Source organism: Amycolatopsis deserti, assembly GCF_014653945.1.
Classification (GTDB): Bacteria; Actinomycetota; Actinomycetes; order Mycobacteriales; family Pseudonocardiaceae; genus Amycolatopsis_E; species Amycolatopsis_E deserti.
Genome location: NZ_BNAU01000003.1, coordinates 315,376 through 330,032 on the forward strand (window position 1 = coordinate 315,376; position 14,657 = coordinate 330,032).

General features: G+C 71.6%; 17 protein-coding genes. 2 read left to right on the top strand and 15 right to left on the bottom strand.

Annotated elements, in window-relative coordinates:
- Positions 1-41 precede the first annotated feature (41 nt).
- Both IE290_RS16170 and IE290_RS16175 read right to left on the bottom strand, forming a co-directional pair.
- On the bottom strand, positions 42-182 hold the full coding sequence (locus IE290_RS16170; protein WP_191245394.1) for a hypothetical protein: 141 nt from the start codon (positions 180-182) through the stop codon (positions 42-44).
- A 44-nt stretch (positions 183-226) separates the two neighbouring features.
- Positions 227-364, bottom strand: coding sequence for a putative RiPP precursor (locus tag IE290_RS16175; RefSeq protein WP_191245395.1), 138 nt, complete (start codon positions 362-364; stop codon positions 227-229).
- 168 nt (positions 365-532) lie between these two features.
- Between IE290_RS16175 and IE290_RS16180 the strand changes: the two genes are divergently transcribed.
- Positions 533-2,299: an ABC transporter ATP-binding protein gene (locus IE290_RS16180; RefSeq protein ID WP_191245396.1), complete on the top strand. Its 1,767-nt coding sequence runs from the start codon at positions 533-535 to the stop codon at positions 2,297-2,299.
- On the opposite strand, the gene IE290_RS16185 is transcribed toward IE290_RS16180, so the two are convergent.
- Genes IE290_RS16185 through IE290_RS16200 form a run of 4 tightly spaced genes read right to left on the bottom strand, consistent with a single transcriptional unit; the run spans position 2,282 to position 4,968 of the window.
- Positions 2,282-3,199: a hypothetical protein gene (locus IE290_RS16185; RefSeq protein WP_191245397.1), complete on the bottom strand. Its 918-nt coding sequence runs from the start codon at positions 3,197-3,199 to the stop codon at positions 2,282-2,284. The two genes, IE290_RS16180 and IE290_RS16185, sit on opposite strands and share 18 nt — an antisense overlap.
- Before the next feature lie 5 nt (positions 3,200-3,204).
- Positions 3,205-3,621 carry a lasso peptide biosynthesis B2 protein gene (locus tag IE290_RS16190; protein WP_229874531.1) on the bottom strand — a complete coding sequence of 139 codons (417 nt, stop codon included), beginning with the start codon at positions 3,619-3,621 and terminating at the stop codon, positions 3,205-3,207.
- Positions 3,618-4,736, bottom strand: a complete 1,119-nt coding sequence (locus IE290_RS16195; RefSeq protein WP_191245398.1) for an asparagine synthase-related protein — start codon at positions 4,734-4,736, stop codon at positions 3,618-3,620. The genes IE290_RS16190 and IE290_RS16195 overlap by 4 nt, the downstream gene beginning before the upstream one ends.
- Positions 4,717-4,968 (bottom strand): PqqD family protein, encoded by a 252-nt coding sequence (locus IE290_RS16200; protein WP_191245399.1) that lies wholly within the window; start codon positions 4,966-4,968, stop codon positions 4,717-4,719. Before IE290_RS16200 ends, IE290_RS16195 begins: the two co-directional genes overlap by 20 nt.
- A 131-nt stretch (positions 4,969-5,099) precedes the next feature.
- Here IE290_RS16200 and IE290_RS16205 point away from each other — a divergent pair, with 131 nt between their 5' ends.
- Positions 5,100-5,735 (top strand): phosphatase PAP2 family protein, encoded by a 636-nt coding sequence (locus tag IE290_RS16205; protein ID WP_229874532.1) that lies wholly within the window; start codon positions 5,100-5,102, stop codon positions 5,733-5,735.
- Here IE290_RS16205 and IE290_RS16210 read toward each other — a convergent pair.
- Genes IE290_RS16210 through IE290_RS16250 form a run of 9 tightly spaced genes read right to left on the bottom strand, consistent with a single transcriptional unit; the run spans position 5,707 to position 14,619 of the window.
- Positions 5,707-7,020, bottom strand: a complete 1,314-nt coding sequence (locus tag IE290_RS16210; RefSeq protein WP_191245401.1) for a glutamate-1-semialdehyde 2,1-aminomutase — start codon at positions 7,018-7,020, stop codon at positions 5,707-5,709. The genes IE290_RS16205 and IE290_RS16210 overlap by 29 nt on opposite strands.
- 5 nt (positions 7,021-7,025) lie before the next feature.
- Positions 7,026-7,574, bottom strand: coding sequence for a dTDP-4-dehydrorhamnose 3,5-epimerase family protein (locus tag IE290_RS16215; RefSeq protein ID WP_191245402.1), 549 nt, complete (start codon positions 7,572-7,574; stop codon positions 7,026-7,028).
- Positions 7,571-8,749, bottom strand: coding sequence for a polysaccharide pyruvyl transferase family protein (locus IE290_RS16220; protein ID WP_191245403.1), 1,179 nt, complete (start codon positions 8,747-8,749; stop codon positions 7,571-7,573). The genes IE290_RS16215 and IE290_RS16220 overlap by 4 nt, the downstream gene beginning before the upstream one ends.
- Positions 8,746-9,600, bottom strand: a complete 855-nt coding sequence (locus tag IE290_RS16225; RefSeq protein ID WP_191245404.1) for a glycosyltransferase family 2 protein — start codon at positions 9,598-9,600, stop codon at positions 8,746-8,748. The genes IE290_RS16220 and IE290_RS16225 overlap by 4 nt, the downstream gene beginning before the upstream one ends.
- A complete protein-coding gene (locus IE290_RS16230; protein ID WP_191245405.1) occupies positions 9,597-10,886 on the bottom strand; it encodes an MATE family efflux transporter in 1,290 nt (429 codons plus the stop codon). The genes IE290_RS16225 and IE290_RS16230 overlap by 4 nt, the downstream gene beginning before the upstream one ends.
- Positions 10,887-10,931: 45 nt before the next feature.
- On the bottom strand, positions 10,932-11,954 hold the full coding sequence (locus IE290_RS16235) for an NAD-dependent epimerase/dehydratase family protein (RefSeq protein ID WP_191245406.1): 1,023 nt from the start codon (positions 11,952-11,954) through the stop codon (positions 10,932-10,934).
- Positions 11,955-11,957: 3 nt separating this feature from the next.
- A complete protein-coding gene (locus IE290_RS16240; RefSeq protein WP_191245407.1) occupies positions 11,958-12,599 on the bottom strand; it encodes a PIG-L deacetylase family protein in 642 nt (213 codons plus the stop codon).
- Positions 12,596-13,384, bottom strand: coding sequence for a sugar phosphate nucleotidyltransferase (locus tag IE290_RS16245; protein ID WP_020417439.1), 789 nt, complete (start codon positions 13,382-13,384; stop codon positions 12,596-12,598). Before IE290_RS16245 ends, IE290_RS16240 begins: the two co-directional genes overlap by 4 nt.
- Positions 13,381-14,619, bottom strand: coding sequence for a class I SAM-dependent methyltransferase (locus tag IE290_RS16250; protein ID WP_191245408.1), 1,239 nt, complete (start codon positions 14,617-14,619; stop codon positions 13,381-13,383). The genes IE290_RS16245 and IE290_RS16250 overlap by 4 nt, the downstream gene beginning before the upstream one ends.
- Positions 14,620-14,657: the final 38 nt, after the last annotated feature.

The following is a 14,657-nucleotide window of genomic DNA, read 5'->3' on the forward strand; positions in this document are numbered from 1 at the left end:
GGGACCGGCGGCAGCGCGCCGGCCCCGTGACCGGTGAATCGTCATGAGTACGTGTCGTTGTCGCCGAGAATCGGCAATGCCCACGTGAGGTTGTCCGGCGCCTGACCGAACAGGTTCGCCTGTGTCAAGTCCGTCACCGAACCCAATAGGGTGATTTCCGGGGTCGCATACGGTTCGCGCATGTGTTCACCTCCCCCCGCTACTGGCAGGGATGGGAAAACCGGGGTCAGGAAAACGTCAGATCTCCGAAGAGGCTACCGGCAGCGAAATCGGCGTCGAGCCGGGATCCCGACGACTGACCGAGCGTGAGCTCGGACAACGTGCCGATGTCCTCGATGCCCGGCGCGGCGTACTCTTTCTTCATATCGCTCCTTTCCGTTACTCGTCGACGAAGGAGAGCCGAAGGACCTCGACCGGGATTCGCCTGAATGCTCCACGCCGTTACAACCGCTCGCCGAATGTGCTGGTGAAGTTGTCCAACCGGTACCGGAACAATTCCGGGAATTCGTTTTCCCGGCGGTAGGATCCGACGGTGGGGATCAGAAGCGTCGCGGCCACGCCGCGGTTGATCACGGCCGCGGCGCGCGAGGTCGCGGCGGCCGACCGGTTCGGCACCGCAACCGCGGCGGTCTACCAGATCGTCGGCGCTGTCGGCGCGCTCGGCGTCGTCGCGGCGAGCAAGCTCACCTTCGACGCGTTGCTGCAACCGGATCACGCCCGCTTCGGCCTCACCGTTTCGTTGCTGGCACTGGCGTTCACGACCGCACTGTCCGGTTCGGTCACCGCCCTGCAGACCCAGCAGCACCGGTTGCTCGGCGAACGCGTGTCGCAACGGGTCTGGGACCGCGTGCTGGACACCACCGCGCGCGCGGACCTGGTGACCTACGAGTCCGCCGGCTTCGCCACGTCGCTGGAACGCGTCCAGCAGAACGCGCTGACCCGCCCGTTCGCCGTGACCACCGCGCTGCTCGGGCTGACCGGGAGCCTGCTCGGGGTCGTCACGATGTCGGCGGTGCTGATCGGGGTCGAGCCGCTGCTGGTGCCGATCCTGCTCGCCGCCGGGCTGCCCGCGGTGCTGCTCGCGCGGTGGGCCAGCCGCACCGAGTTCGCGTTCGCCCACCGGCTCACGCCGCTGTTCCGCCGCCGCAACTACCTGCGGCAACTGCTCACCCAGCGCCCGTACGCGGCCGAGCTGCGCGCGTTCCACTCGACGAAGCCGTTGCGGGCGCGGCACGGCGAGCTGAACGCCGGGATCAACGGAGCGCTGCGGCAGCAGGTCCGGCGCCGCCAGGTGATCGCCGGGCTCACCACGGTCGGCGTCGCCCTGTCGCTGACCGCCGCGCTGCTGGCGATCATCGGGCTGGTGCGCAGCGGCCGGATCGACCTGCCCGCGGCGGGCGCCGCCGCGATCGCGGTGCGGTTGCTGAGCAGCCAGCTCGGCACCTTGTTCACCTCGATCGGCGGGCTGCTCGAATCGGCGCCGTTCCTGGCCGACCTGGAACGGTTCGTCGCGTCGGCCCCGCGTTCGGCGGCCGCCGGGGCGAAGCGGCCGTTGCGGCAGGGCGTCGTGTTGCGGGACATCAGCTTCCGCTACCCCGAGCAGGAGCGGCCCGCGGTCGACTCGGTGGACATCGAGATCGGCGCGGGCGAGGTGGTCGCGCTGGTCGGCGAGAACGGCTCCGGCAAGACGACGCTGGCCAAGATCGTCGCCGGGCTCTACGACCCGGACCTTGGCACGCGCCGCTGGGACGGCACGGACGCCCCGGCGGCCGACATCCGCGCGTCGGTGACGGTGATCTTCCAGGACTTCGTGCGCTACCAGATGACGTTGCGCGACAACATCACGATCAGCGACGGCGACCGCCCCGCCGACGAGGAGTCGGTGCACGACGCGGCCCGGCGCGCGGGCGTGCTCGGCGTGACGCGCGAGCTGCCGCACGGCCTGGACACGATGCTCGGCCGGGACCTGGACGAGGGTTTCGACCTCTCCGGCGGGCAGTGGCAGCGGGTGGCGCTGGCGCGGGCGCTCTACCGGGACACGTCGCTGGTGGTGCTGGACGAACCGGCCGCGGCGCTCGACCCGCGCGCCGAGCACGAACTGTTCACCGACGTCCGGGCGATGCTCGGCGGGCGCGCCGCGCTGCTGATCTCGCACCGCTTCTCCAGCACCCGGATGGCCGACCGGATCTACGTGCTCGACGCGGGCCGCGTGGTGGAGTGCGGCACGCACGACGAGCTGATGGCCCGCGCCGGCCAGTACGCCGAGCTGTACCGCCTCCAGTCAGCGGCCTACCGCTGAGAGCAGGTCCGCGAGCACCTCGTCGCGGAAGGGCGGGCCCCAGGGCACGGTCGCCTCGAACACCGGCACCTGCGCCACCAGGTCCGCCAGCCGCTGGAACGCGAAGTCCATCACCGCCGGATCCCGCCACCCCAGCACGCGCGGGAACTGGCTCATCCGCACGAACGCCCGCGCCCCGGTGATCCGCTCCACCGAAACGTCCGTCGCGGACCGGCTCGGCCGCGGGATCACGCACGCGGCCAGCGGCAACGCGCTGGCGGACACAGTGGACCGCAAAGCCAGCCGGCCGTCGGCGGTCGGCCGCACGTCCTCCGCGGCGGCCCCGTCCGCCAGTCCGCGCGCGGCCATCCGCAGCCGGTTCTCCGTGCTGCCCGGGTACACGAGCGCGCCGGGATCGACGCGCAGCACGTCGTCGGCCACCAGGTCGCACCCGTACCCGCACAGCGCCGCCGCCAATGTGGACTTCCCCATCCCCGACGCGCCGACGAACGCCAGCGCGCGGTCGTCCACCCGCACCGCGCTCGCGTGCAACACCAGGTGCGAGTTCAGGGTCAGGTGGATGGCGAGCAGCGCGCCCGTCGCGAGCACGGTCAGCAACCCGTGATCGGCCGACGGGTCGAGGTGGTAGGTCACCTCACGCAGCCGCACGTCGCCGACGAACTCGCACAGCGACGGGTACCGCAGCACGGTCCGGTCCCCGTCCGTGGCGAGTGTGTAGAACACCCGCCCGTCCGGTTTCGCCAGTTCGGCCAGGCACCGGCCGGGCAGCTCGGCCCGCGGCACCGTCCGATCGGAACCGCGGCGCAGCACCAGATCCGGCTCGCCGCCGTCACCGGGTGGCAGCGCCAGTTCGACATCGCTCCAGACGGTCAGCCCGTGAGCCTGGTAGGTGAAGTCCATTGTGGTCACCCCGCCGATCCGAGTACCGCGTACCGCGCCGCCATGGGGTCCATCGCCCTGCCGTCGATCTCCAGCCACGAGTGCGCGGCGAACCGGCCGTCCTCGCGCCGCACGCCGATGCGCAGCACCGGTTCCAGCTCCCGCAACCGGTGCCCGATCAGCAGGCACTGCCGCAGGCACGTGTCCCCGGCCGGCCACCGCGACACCACGAAGTACGAGGCCCGGATCGGCGCCCGCGACCACCGCGGCAGCACCGGCGCCTCGGCCGAGGGCGGCTCGGTGCTGGTGAGATCGCAGCGCACCCCCAGCCGGCGGCACGTTTCCCGCAGGTCCGAGCGCCGCAGGCGGAACTCGATCCGCACCATCGGCGGAAGCGCCCGCAGCACCTCCCAGGCCAGCCGGGCCCGTCGCCGCCACCTCATGCCGCCTCCGCCAGCCAGGCCTGCTGCAACAGCATCGCGGTGGACGCCGGCGGCTCGTCGGCCAGCCACGCGGTCCGCAACGCGTCCGGATCGACCAGCGACGCGTCGACACCGCTGCCGTCCCAGTTCCGCGCGAACTCCCGCGACCGCGCCCCGAAGCGGGAGGCGTTGAACCGCGCCTTGTCCCGCCGGGTGAGGACCGCCTCCGGCAGCAGCCCGTCCGCGACCAGCCGGGTGCCCGCCGCGCGGGTCATCGGTGCGACAGCCGCGTAGGACGCCACGAACGTCGGATCGGCGAACGGTTCCACCAGCTCGCAGCCGTACTCCGCGGCCGCGTCGGCCCGCGTCCGGAATCCCACCGAGAACGCGCGGGTCGCCAACGCGGTGCGCACGCTGGTCTCCCACCGCAACGGGCGGTCCGCGGCCGCGCGCCACAGCGTGCGGCGCACGTCCGGCCGCAGCCACGGCATCGGCAGCGACCGGCGCGCGAGCCGTCGGCGGGCGAACGCGGGCGCCGCGCACAGCGCGAACTGCGCCCAGTCGGCCCCGGTCATCCCCCGGCCACGACGGCGCGCCACCGCCCGCAGCGTCCCGAGCCGGTGCCCGCCGAGCACCTCGTCCCCCGCGTTGCCGGTGACCAGGCTGCCGCCCGGCGCGTGCGACGCGAGCAGCATCGTGTTGCCCAGCGCCGCCGGGTAGACCGGGCCGCGCGCCCGCAGCACCGGCCGCACGAGCGGTCCGATCAGGTCCAGCTCGCCGTCGATGTCCCGGCGCGCCCAGGTGTCGACGCCGACGTGCCGGATCACCGCCTCCTGCCAGGCCGACTCGTCCGCGGCCGCGTCACCGGGATAGCGGAAGGTCAGCGCGATCGGTGGTGCGAGCCCCTCCCGTGCGGCGAGATCGGCCGCGACCGCCAGCAACACCGACGAGTCCCGCCCACCGGAAAAGGCGATCACACACGGCTCACGCAGCAACGCCGGTCGCACGGCGTTCCGCAGCGCCAGCACCGGGTCCGTGGGCACGCCGAGCGGGAACGGCGCGACACCGAGCGGCTGACCGGCCGCGATGTCCAGTGTGGACAGCCGCGGCGGCGCCTCAGTGGAGGAGCTCGGCATCGCGGAGCCGGCCGAGGAAGGCCTCGATGTCGCGGCGCGCGGTGTCCGCGTCGATCTCGTACTCGCTGGTGATCGCGCCGACCAGGTCCTCGACCGACCGCTCCTCGGCGAGCAGCTCGAACAACCGCGTGCCGACACCGGTGATGGTGAAGTACTTCGAGGTCGACAGGCTGAGCACGATCGTCTCGTCACCGATGGTGCGAGCCGAGATGTCGGATGCCCGTACGCGCATGGCGGCCCTCCCGGAGCTGGCGGCTTCTCCTGCGAGTCGCCGGCGACCGCCTCCCCGTTACGCCGAAACGAACCCGGCCGGGAGACCGACTCCCAACGGTGACCCGCACCTTGCTGCCCGCACGAGCCGCAATGCCCGCCACCGTGCGGCGTCCCCTGCTGGTGCTGGCGATCCCCGCCGCGATCACCGTCGTCGTGCTGGCCGTCCACTTCGCCGGCACGCACGCCGCGGGCGCGCTCGACCGCTGGATCCTCGACGCCTCGGGCGGCGCGATCCCGTTCCCGTCGCAGCAACGGGTCACGGCCAAGGGCCTGGACTTCGCGGGCGAACCGGCGGGCGCCGCGCTGCTGGTGACCGCGCTGATCGCGCTCTGCCTGGTGCTCGGGCACCGGCGCGCGGCCGTGCTCGCGGTGCTCGGCCCCGGTCTGTCGGTGGCCGTGACGACGCTGCTGAAACCCGTCGTGGGGCGCACCATCAACGGCCCGCACCTGTCCTACCCCAGCGGGCACACGGCGGTGGTGACCGCGATGGTCCTGGTGTTCGCGTTCGTCCTGGTGGACCGGCTGCGGCTGCGCACGCCCGCCGCGACGGCCGTCGTGCTCTACGCCGCCGTCACCACCGGTGCCGCGGAAGCGTGGGCGCAGTACGGCATGGTCGTGCACTACCCGACGGACACGCTGGGCGGCTTCTGCGTCGCGCTCGCCGTCGTGCCCACCACGGCCTGGCTCGTCGACCGCGTCACGCGTAGGGCCGGAACACCGGCTTGACCGGGCGGCCACCGATCCACGGCGTCGGGTCCTCGGCGTCCAGCGCCTTGCGGTACACGGCACACGCCTGGGCCACCACGTCCACCGTCCGGTCGATGTCGGCCTCCGTCAGTGCGCTGCTCACCACGAACGACGGCCCGAGCACGCCACCGGCCACCAGCTGGCGCAGGAACAGCGTCCGGTACGGCTGGGACGGCCGCAGCTGCTCGTCGAGCGTGCCGAACACCAGGTTGCTCGCCCGGCCCCGCACCACGACGTGCTCGCCGACGCCCATCGCCGCCGCCACGTCCCGCACCCCGGACGCCAGGCGCTCGCCCAGCGCGTGCAGCCGGGCCGTGACGCCCTCCTCGACGTAGGTGTCCATGACGGCCATCGCCGCGGCCAGTGAGTGCGTCTCCGCGCCGTGCGTGGTGGACAGCAGGAACACCCGCTCCCGCGCGTGCCGCAGCCCGCCGAGCTCCATCAGCTCCCGCTTGCCGGCCAGCGCGGACACCGCGAACCCGTTGCCGAGCGCCTTGCCGAACGTGGACAAGTCCGGCGTCACGCCGTAGTAGCCCTGCGCGCCCGCCTCCGACCAGCGGAACCCGGTGATCATTTCGTCGAAGATCAGCACCACGCCGTAGGAGTCGGCCAGCGCGCGCAGCCCCTCGAGGTACCCTGGCGGGGGCTCGACCGCGGTGGCGGCCTCCAGGATCAGGCACGCGACGTCGTGCTGCCGCAGGACCTCCTCGGTCGCGGCCAGGTCGCCGTACGGGAAGCGCACGGTCAGCGCGGCGATCTCGTCCGGGATCCCGGCGGGCATGCCGGTGGTGCCGATGAACCAGTCGTCGGTGGAGAAGAACGGGTGGTCGGCGCAGATCGCGACCACCCGCCGCCCGGTCGCCGCACGCGCGAGCCGGACCGCGGCGGTGGTGACGTCCGAGCCGTTCTTGGCGAACTTGACCATCTGCGCGGTCGGCACGGTCGCCAGGAACTTCTCCGCGGCGGCCAGCTCCACGGTGGACGGCCGCACGAAGTTGCTGCCCCGGTCCAGCTCGCGCCGCACGGCCTCGACCACCCGCGGGTGCGCGTGCCCGAGGCTCACCGACCGCAGCCCGGAGCCGTACTCGATGTATTCGTTGCCGTCCACGTCCCACACGTGCGCGCCGCGGCCGTGCGAGATGACCGGCGCCAGCCCCTCCGGGTACTGGTCCTCCCCCTTGGCGTAGGTGTGCGCGCCACCGGGCACGAGCTGGTGCAGACGCTCGTTGGCCTCGGTGGACCGGGGCAGGAACTGCGCGTCCATGACTGTCACCTCAGGGTCTTCAGAACTTCGGCGAGCGAGGGCGCGCGCCGGTCGCGGTCGGAGGTCAGGCTCACCGGCAGCGGCCACGGGATGGCCAGGTCCGGGTCGTCGAACGCGATGGTCACGTCTTCGGACGGGTCGTGCGGCCGGTCGATGCGGTAGGAGACGTCGGCGGGGTCGGTCAGCGCCTGGAAACCGTGCGCGCAGCCCGCCGGCACGTACACGCTGACCTGGGTGTCGCCGGAGAGCTGGAAGTACTCGGTGTTGCGGAAGGTCGGCGAGTCCGGCCGCAGGTCCACGACGACGTCGAACACCTCGCCGTAGGAGCAGCGGACCAGCTTGGCCTCCCCGGCGCCGGAGCGCAGGTGCATCCCGCGGATCACGCCCTTGACCGAGCGGGACAGGCTGTCCTGCGCGAAGCCGTCCGGGTCGATGCCGACGGAGGCGACGACCTCGCGGTCGAACGTGCGCGAGAAGAACCCGCGCGCGTCGGCGTGCGGTGTCGGTTCGAACAACCACGCCCCGGCGATGCCGGGTACCGGTACGGCCTTCACGTCCGGCTCCCTTCGATGACGGACTCGGACATGATGTCGAACTGGCGCTCGAGCCGCTCGGTCATCACACGATTGCGTTCCTTGAGCACCGCGGTCAGCTCCTCGCGCCGGTCCTCCAGCTCGCGGAACTGCCGCACCAGCCGGTCGAAGTCGGGTTCCCGGGCGGACTGGCAGAACTCGCCGAGCCCCATCGCCTCCATGAGCACGTCGTTCTTGCGCGCGTAGCCCAGGGAAATCGTCGGTTTCGCGGTCTTCAGCGCGCAGAGCACGTTGTGGTAGCGCGTGGCGACGACGACGTCGACGGCGGCCATCTGGTGCATGAGGTCCTGCAGCGAGGTCAGTGGCTCGGCGACGATATCCGCGCCCGGCACCGCGGCGATGATCTCCGCGGGCACCTCGGCGTCGGCGACATCGCCGGTGAACAACCGGATCGGGCGGCCCTCGTCGGCCAGCAGGCGCACGAACCGTTTCACGGTGGCCAGGTAGGCGCGGTTGATCTCGTCCGCGCGGGCGCGGTCGTCGTTGCCGCCGTGGAAGGCCATCACGCCGACCCCGACCGCGCCGGCCGAGGTCCGCGGTTCGGGACCGTCGAGGCCGAACGCCAGGTCCGGGAAGACGCCGTCCCCGCTCACGTCGACCCCCATGCGGGCCATCGCCTGACGCGAGTGCTCGTCCCGGTAGGACCGGTAGTGCGCCAGCCGCGCGGCGCGCGTGATGACCCACCGGGTGGCGCGTTTGCGCACCACGTCGGCGCCGACGCTGACGAGCGCGACCCTGGTCCCGGTGAGGCGGGCGGTCACGCCGAGCCAGAACAGCGAGTACGGCAGCGCCCACGGCCGCAGCGGCAGCGTCGCCTCCAGCACCCCCATCCCGGGCACGATGACCACGTCGAAGTTCCGCACCCAGGCCCAGGTCCGGAACGGGTCGAGCAGCTTGCCGAGCACCTTCAACCCGGCCGCCCGCAATCCGGTCGCGTCACCCGCGTGCGGCTCGTACCACTGCAGGTGCGTGGCGGGCGCGCCGTACCGCGCGGTGAGTTCCTCCGGCCCCATCGCCAGGAAACCCAGCTCGGAGTCCGGATATCGCTTTCGCACGTATCTCAATACGGCGTCGAGCGATCCGTCGTTGCCCAGGTTGCCCGAGCCGAGGATGCCGAAGAACCCGATGCGCGTCACGAAAGCAGACCCACCTTCCGCAGTGGCTTGCCGCCGAGCCATTCCGCGATCACGGCGTAGCAGCGGCGCCGTTCGCTCGACGACAGCGGTGCGCGCCGGATCGCCGTGACGTACCCGGCCAGGTACTCGGCGAACAGCCGCGCCTTCGACTGGCCCTCCCGGCGCGGGTCGAGGTTCGCGCACACCTTCTGCACCGAGCCCAGGTTGTCGCCGCGGCCTGGGTGCTCGCGGCGGAAGAACATGACCTCCGGGACCTGCACGAACGTCCCGTGCAGCGCGAGTTCACCGACCAGCTTGCGGCCGGCGTTGTGGTAGCTGTCGTGCGGTGCGATCCGCCGCATCACCGAGGTGCGGATGACGCCGTAGAAGTCGTCCCCGCCTTCGGTGAACATCAGGCTGCGGAACCGGACCGCGGCGTCCGGCGAATCGGTGGCCAGGCCGTAGTCGTAGTTCTCGATGACCTCGCCCCGCTCGTCCACGATCGCCATGTACGTGTGCGCGAGCACCGCTTCCGGGTGCTCGTCGAGCGCCTGGACGCAGCGCGCCAGCAGCTCGGGGGCGAACAGGTCGTCGTGCGCGGCCCACTTGAAGAACTCGCCGCGCGCCGCCCGCACCACGAAGTTGTGGTTGGGCGCGGCCCCGATGTTGCGCGGCTGCCGCACGTACCGGATGCGGTCGTCCCGCGCGGCGTACTTCTCGCAGATCTCCTGCGTGCCGTCGCCGGAGGCGTTGTCCGAGATGATCAGTTCGAAGTCGGTGAAGGTCTGGGCCAGGAGGTTGTCGAGCGCCTCGGCCACGTAGTTTTCCCCGTTGTAGACGGGCAGTCCGATGCTCAACCTCGGTGCGGTCATGGGGTCCTCGATTCCTCCGGGACAGGGACGTGTGCGCGGGCGGCGACGTGCAGCTGGCTCCACCACACGAACGCGCCCGCGAAGGTGGCGCACGCGACGCCCCAGCCGGACCCCACGGCCCCGCCGATCGCCGCGCCGGACAGGCCGCCGATGACGTAGAGGGACGACGCGATGAGCTGGCAGCGCATGCTGCGGCGGGCCGCGCCCAGCGCCCGCAGGCCGGTCGCGGCGCCACCGATGAAGCTCGCGTTGAAGACGGACAGCGTGGCGGGGATGATCATCGCCTGGGCGGTGCGCCAGACGTCGCCGAGCACGAGCTCGCCGAGGTGGTCGTTCAGGACGAGCAGCAGCGCGCCGCCCCACAGCAGCGCAGCGAGCGCCTGGCTCCCGCCCAGCACCAGGCAGAAGGTCGTCAGCCGCCGCACGTTGCGGCGCACCACGCGGGCCGCCTCGGGCACCGCGACGTAGGCCAGGCCCATCAGGACCGCGAGGAACGGGCCGAGCAGCAGTTCGCCACCCCGCACGGTCCCGACGGCCGCCAGTCCGGCGATGGCGCCGAGGCCGTACATCCGGATCTGCGAACCACCGCTGTTGCTGACGTTCTCGACGAGGTAGCGCGGCCCGAGGTCGCGCTGGTCGCGCAGCCAGGACCGCACCCCGTCGAGGCTCGGCCGCAGACCGGTCTGCAGGTAGCCGTAGCCCGCGGCGACCGCGGCCGCGCCACCCCAGGCCAGCAGGAACGCGACGACGCTGCCGTGCAGCGCGGCCAGCACCATCGCCGGGATCATGGCCACGCCCCACAGGGCGTCGTTGACGAACGACTTCTGGCCTTCGCCGGAGGCGAAGAACGCGAACCGCCAGCTGTCCTGCAACAGCAGCGGCGGCAGGATCACGCCGAGCGCGACGAACGCCGGTCCGACGCTCCCGCCCACCACGATTCCGAACAGCACGCTGACCAGGCCCGCCACGGCGCCCACGGCCAGTGCGGTCGCCGACGACCGGGCCACCGCCGCACGCCACACACCGGTGTCGACGCCGCTGAAGCGCACCATCAGCGGGTCGGTCGCCAGCCCGCGCGAGACGTTGAGCATGACACCGTAGGTGACCCACGCCAGGCTGAAGACGCCGAACGCGGTGACGCCCAGTTCGCGGGCCACGTAGATGCCGACGGCGAAGTTCGTCAGGCTCGACACCGCCTGGTCGCCCAGCCCCCAGGACAACCGCCCGGCCATGGCTCGCAGCCCGGACGGCTTCGCAGCGGGCTTGCGGTGGCGGCCCGTGGTCATGGGATCACCCCTCCACCAGTGCGTGCATCCCGGGCCCGCAACGCATCACACGAACCGCAGGGTGTCGTCGACCGCACCGGCCTCGCGGTGCCGCTTGAGCCGCGCGAGCCGGGTGAAGCTCCGCTCGAACGCGGAGTGGGTCAGCCCGTGCCGCTGGTAGGCCTCGACCAGCTCGACCGCGCCGTCCTTGACCGACCACTCGCAGGTGAAGCCGGGGATCGCGGCGCGGAAGCGGGAGAAGTCGACCCGGTAGGACCGCGGGTCGGCGCCGGCCTCGCCGGTGATCCGCAGCCGAGAGCCCGGCACGGCCTCGACGACCTGCTCGGCGATCTCGGCGACGGTCACGTTGTTGCGCTCGGTTCCGATGTTGAACGCCTTGTCGTGCACCGCTTCGCGCGGCGCGACCAGCGCGGCGGCGAACGCCCGCGCGATGTCCCGCGCGTGCACCAGCGGCCGCCACGGCGTGCCGTCGGAGAGCACCAGCACCTCACCGGACAGGCACGCGTGCCCGACCAGGTTGTTCAGCACGATGTCCGCCCGCAGCCGCGGCGAGAACCCGAACGCGGTGGCGTTGCGCAGGTAGACCGGGGTGAAGTCGTCATCGGCCAGCTCGTGCAGGTCGTCCTCGACGAGCACCTTCGACTCCGCGTACGGCGTCACCGGCCGCAGCGGAGCGTCCTCGTTGACCAGGTCCGCGCCGCCCGAAGCGCCGTACACCGAGCAGGTGGACGCGTAGAGGAACCGGGACACCCCGGCGTCCTTGGCCAGCCGCGCCAGCCGGACCGCGGCCCTGTGGTTGATCTCGTAGGTCAGCTCGGGCGCCAGCGCGCCCAGCGGGTCGTTGGACAGCGCCGCCAGGTGGATCACGGCGTCCACACCGGACACGTGCTCGGGTGTGACGTCCCGCAGGTCCACCCGGTGCCCGGGCGGGTCCTGCGGCTTCGGGCCGAGCACGCACTCGTCGAACAGACCGGAGTCGAGCCCGGTCACCTCGTGCCCGGCGGCGGTGAGCACCGGCGCCATCACCGTGCCCAGATACCCCTTGTGCCCGGTCAGCAGCACACGCATGGCTCAACCCTCCAGCTGGAGACACAACTTCCGGACCGCGAAGGCCTCCGCGTACCGCGCCTGGCATTCGATCCCCCGAATGCGGGCCAGCCCGAGGAAAGCCTCCCGGTCGTACCAAGGACGATGTCGCTGCGAGGGGTAGTGCCGTTGCAGCAATTCGACTTTTTTCTCGGCGAGTTCGTCACGCAGCGGCACGTACACCGACGGTGTGCCCAGGTCGCCGTCCCACTTGACGATCTCGTAGCCGAGCGTGAGGTGCCCGCGGAACGCGGTCGGCACCAGCTTGGCGAGGCCGCGGTGGTCCTGGTGCGCGTCGTCGGTGCGCGGTGCGACGATCAGGTCCGGGTCGGTGCGCGCCCGCAGTTCCTCCAGCGCGTTCTTGACCTCGTCCCAGTGCGCGGGCAGCCGGCCGTCCGGCATCTTCAGCACGGTCACGTCCAGGTCGGCGCCCGGGCAGAACGCCGCGAGCGCCGCGCGTTCCTCGTCCTCGCGCTCACTGCCGCCGCCGGAGAGCACCAGGGCGTCCACCCGCAGTCCGGGACGGCTCAGCGTGAGCAGGGTGCCGCCCGCGCCGATCGCGATGTCGTCGCAGTGGGCGCCGAGCACCACGATCCGCTCGAGCCGCTCCGGAATCAGTCCGATCACGCCGGCACTCGGTCCTTCTCCCACAGCGCCCACGGGCGCACCCCGCGCGTGTAGGCCTCGTCCAGGGCGTAGCGCTCCTTGACCGTGTCCGTCGGCTTCCAGAAGCCGCGGTAGGGGTAGGCGAGCAGGCGGCCGCGCTTGGCGAGTTCGGCGCACCCGTCGGCGACCAGGTCGCCGTTCTCCGGGATGTGGTCGAACACCTCCTGGCGCAGCACGAAGTACCCGCCGTTCTCCCACAACGGCATCTCGCTCACCGCGGTGATGGAGCCGACCAGGCCGCCCTCGTCCATCTCCACGCAGTGGAACGACGACTGCGGCGGCACGACCATCATCGACGCGCCCGCGTCCGACCGGGAGAACCGTTCGATCATCGACGGCAGCGGCGCGTCGGTGAGCACGTCGGCGTAGTTGGCGAGGAACATCTCGTCACCGTCGAGGTGCTTGCGCACGCGGCGCAGCCGTTCCCCGATCGGCGACTCGATCCCGGTCTGCACGAACGAGATCGTCCAGTCCGCGATGTCGGTGGACAGCAGCTCCGCCTTGCCGCCGCGCAGCACGAAGTCGTTGGAGGTGGTCTCCTCGTAGTTGAGGAAGAAGTCCTTGATGTGGTGGGCGCCGTAACCGAGGCACAGGATGAACTCGGTGTGCCCGAAGTGCGCGTAGTAGCGCATCACGTGCCAGATCAGCGGCCGGGGACCGACCATCGCCATGGGCTTGGGCACGTCGGAAGCGGTGCCGTTGCGCATCCGCATCCCGTACCCGCCGCAGAACAGGACGACCTTCACGTTGGATTCACCTCGACGATTTCCAGGCGGGGTATGGGGAAGACCAGCTTGCCGCCCCACTCCCCGACGTAGGACAGCTGCTGGGTCAGTTCGTCCCGCAGGTTCCAGGGCAGGACCAGGACGTAGTCGGGCCGGTCCGCGGCGATGCGGTCCGGCGGCAGGATCGGGACGCGCGTGCCCGGCGTGAACCGGCCGTGCTTGTACGGGTTGCGGTCGACCGTGTAGGCGAGCAGGTCCGGCCGGATGCCGCAGTGGTTGAGCAGGGTGTTGCCCTTGCCCGGCGCGCCGTAGCCGACCACGGTGAGGCCGTCGTCGGCCGCGTCCACGAGGAACCGCAGCAGGTCGCGGCGCACGCGGGCGACCCGGGCGGCGAACTCGGTGTAGCCGGAGAGTTCGTGCAGCCCGGCGGCCTTCTCCCGGGCCAGGACGTCGACCATGCGGTGGCTCGGTTCACCGGCGGTTTCGGCGGGCTGGGCCCACAGCCGGATGGAGCCGCCGTGGGTCGGCAGCAGCTCGACGTCCACTAGGGACAGTCCGCCGGAGGCGAGCGCCCGCTGCGCCGAAGCCACCGTGTAGTACTGGAAGTGCTCGTGGTAGATCGTGTCGTACTGGGTCTTCTCGATGAGCGTGAGCAGGTGCTGCACCTCGATCGACACCCAGCCGTCGTCGGCGACCAGCGCGCGCAGGCCCTTCGTGAAGCCGATGACGTCCGGGATGTGCGCGTAGACGTTGTTCGCCACGACCAGATCCGCGGGACCGTGCTCGGCCCGCACCGCCGCGCCGGTCTCCGGGCCGAGGAACGCGGTCAGCGTGGGCACGCCCGCGTCCCGGGCGGCTTGGCCGACGTTCACCGACGGCTCCACGCCGAGGCAGCGGATGCCCTGTGCCACAACGTGTTTGAGCAGGTACCCGTCGTTGCTGGCGACCTCGACGACGAACGAGTCGCCGTCCAGGCCCAGCCGGTCCACCGCACCGGCGACGAACCGGCCCGCGTGATCCACCCAGGATTCCGAATACGACGAGAAATACGCGTATTCGGTGAACGTTTCCTCAGGAGTGATCAACGGCGGGATCTGCGCGAGCCAGCAGTCCGTGCACACCCGCAGGTGCAACGGAAAGGTATTTTCCGACTCGTCCAGTTGTGCTTCGGTCAGGAACGCCTCGCACGGCGGGGTCGCCCCGAGGTCGACGACGCTGGCCAGCTGTGTCGAGCCACAGAGTCGGCAGGAGGTCATGCTCCTGATTCGGGAGACGCGAAGGACCTGTTACAAAC

Coding starts and splice junctions, on each gene's coding strand:
- IE290_RS16170 (WP_191245394.1), bottom strand. CDS start 182: ATGCGCGAACCGTATGCGACCCCGGAAATCACCCTATTGGGTTCGGTG.
- IE290_RS16175 (WP_191245395.1), bottom strand. CDS start 364: ATGAAGAAAGAGTACGCCGCGCCGGGCATCGAGGACATCGGCACGTTG.
- IE290_RS16185 (WP_191245397.1), bottom strand. CDS start 3,199: ATGGACTTCACCTACCAGGCTCACGGGCTGACCGTCTGGAGCGATGTC.
- IE290_RS16190 (WP_229874531.1), bottom strand. CDS start 3,621: ATGAGGTGGCGGCGACGGGCCCGGCTGGCCTGGGAGGTGCTGCGGGCG.
- IE290_RS16195 (WP_191245398.1), bottom strand. CDS start 4,736: ATGCCGAGCTCCTCCACTGAGGCGCCGCCGCGGCTGTCCACACTGGAC.
- IE290_RS16200 (WP_191245399.1), bottom strand. CDS start 4,968: ATGCGCGTACGGGCATCCGACATCTCGGCTCGCACCATCGGTGACGAG.
- IE290_RS16205 (WP_229874532.1), top strand. CDS start 5,100: ATGCCCGCCACCGTGCGGCGTCCCCTGCTGGTGCTGGCGATCCCCGCC.
- IE290_RS16210 (WP_191245401.1), bottom strand. CDS start 7,020: ATGGACGCGCAGTTCCTGCCCCGGTCCACCGAGGCCAACGAGCGTCTG.
- IE290_RS16225 (WP_191245404.1), bottom strand. CDS start 9,600: ATGACCGCACCGAGGTTGAGCATCGGACTGCCCGTCTACAACGGGGAA.
- IE290_RS16230 (WP_191245405.1), bottom strand. CDS start 10,886: ATGACCACGGGCCGCCACCGCAAGCCCGCTGCGAAGCCGTCCGGGCTG.
- IE290_RS16235 (WP_191245406.1), bottom strand. CDS start 11,954: ATGCGTGTGCTGCTGACCGGGCACAAGGGGTATCTGGGCACGGTGATG.
- IE290_RS16250 (WP_191245408.1), bottom strand. CDS start 14,619: ATGACCTCCTGCCGACTCTGTGGCTCGACACAGCTGGCCAGCGTCGTC.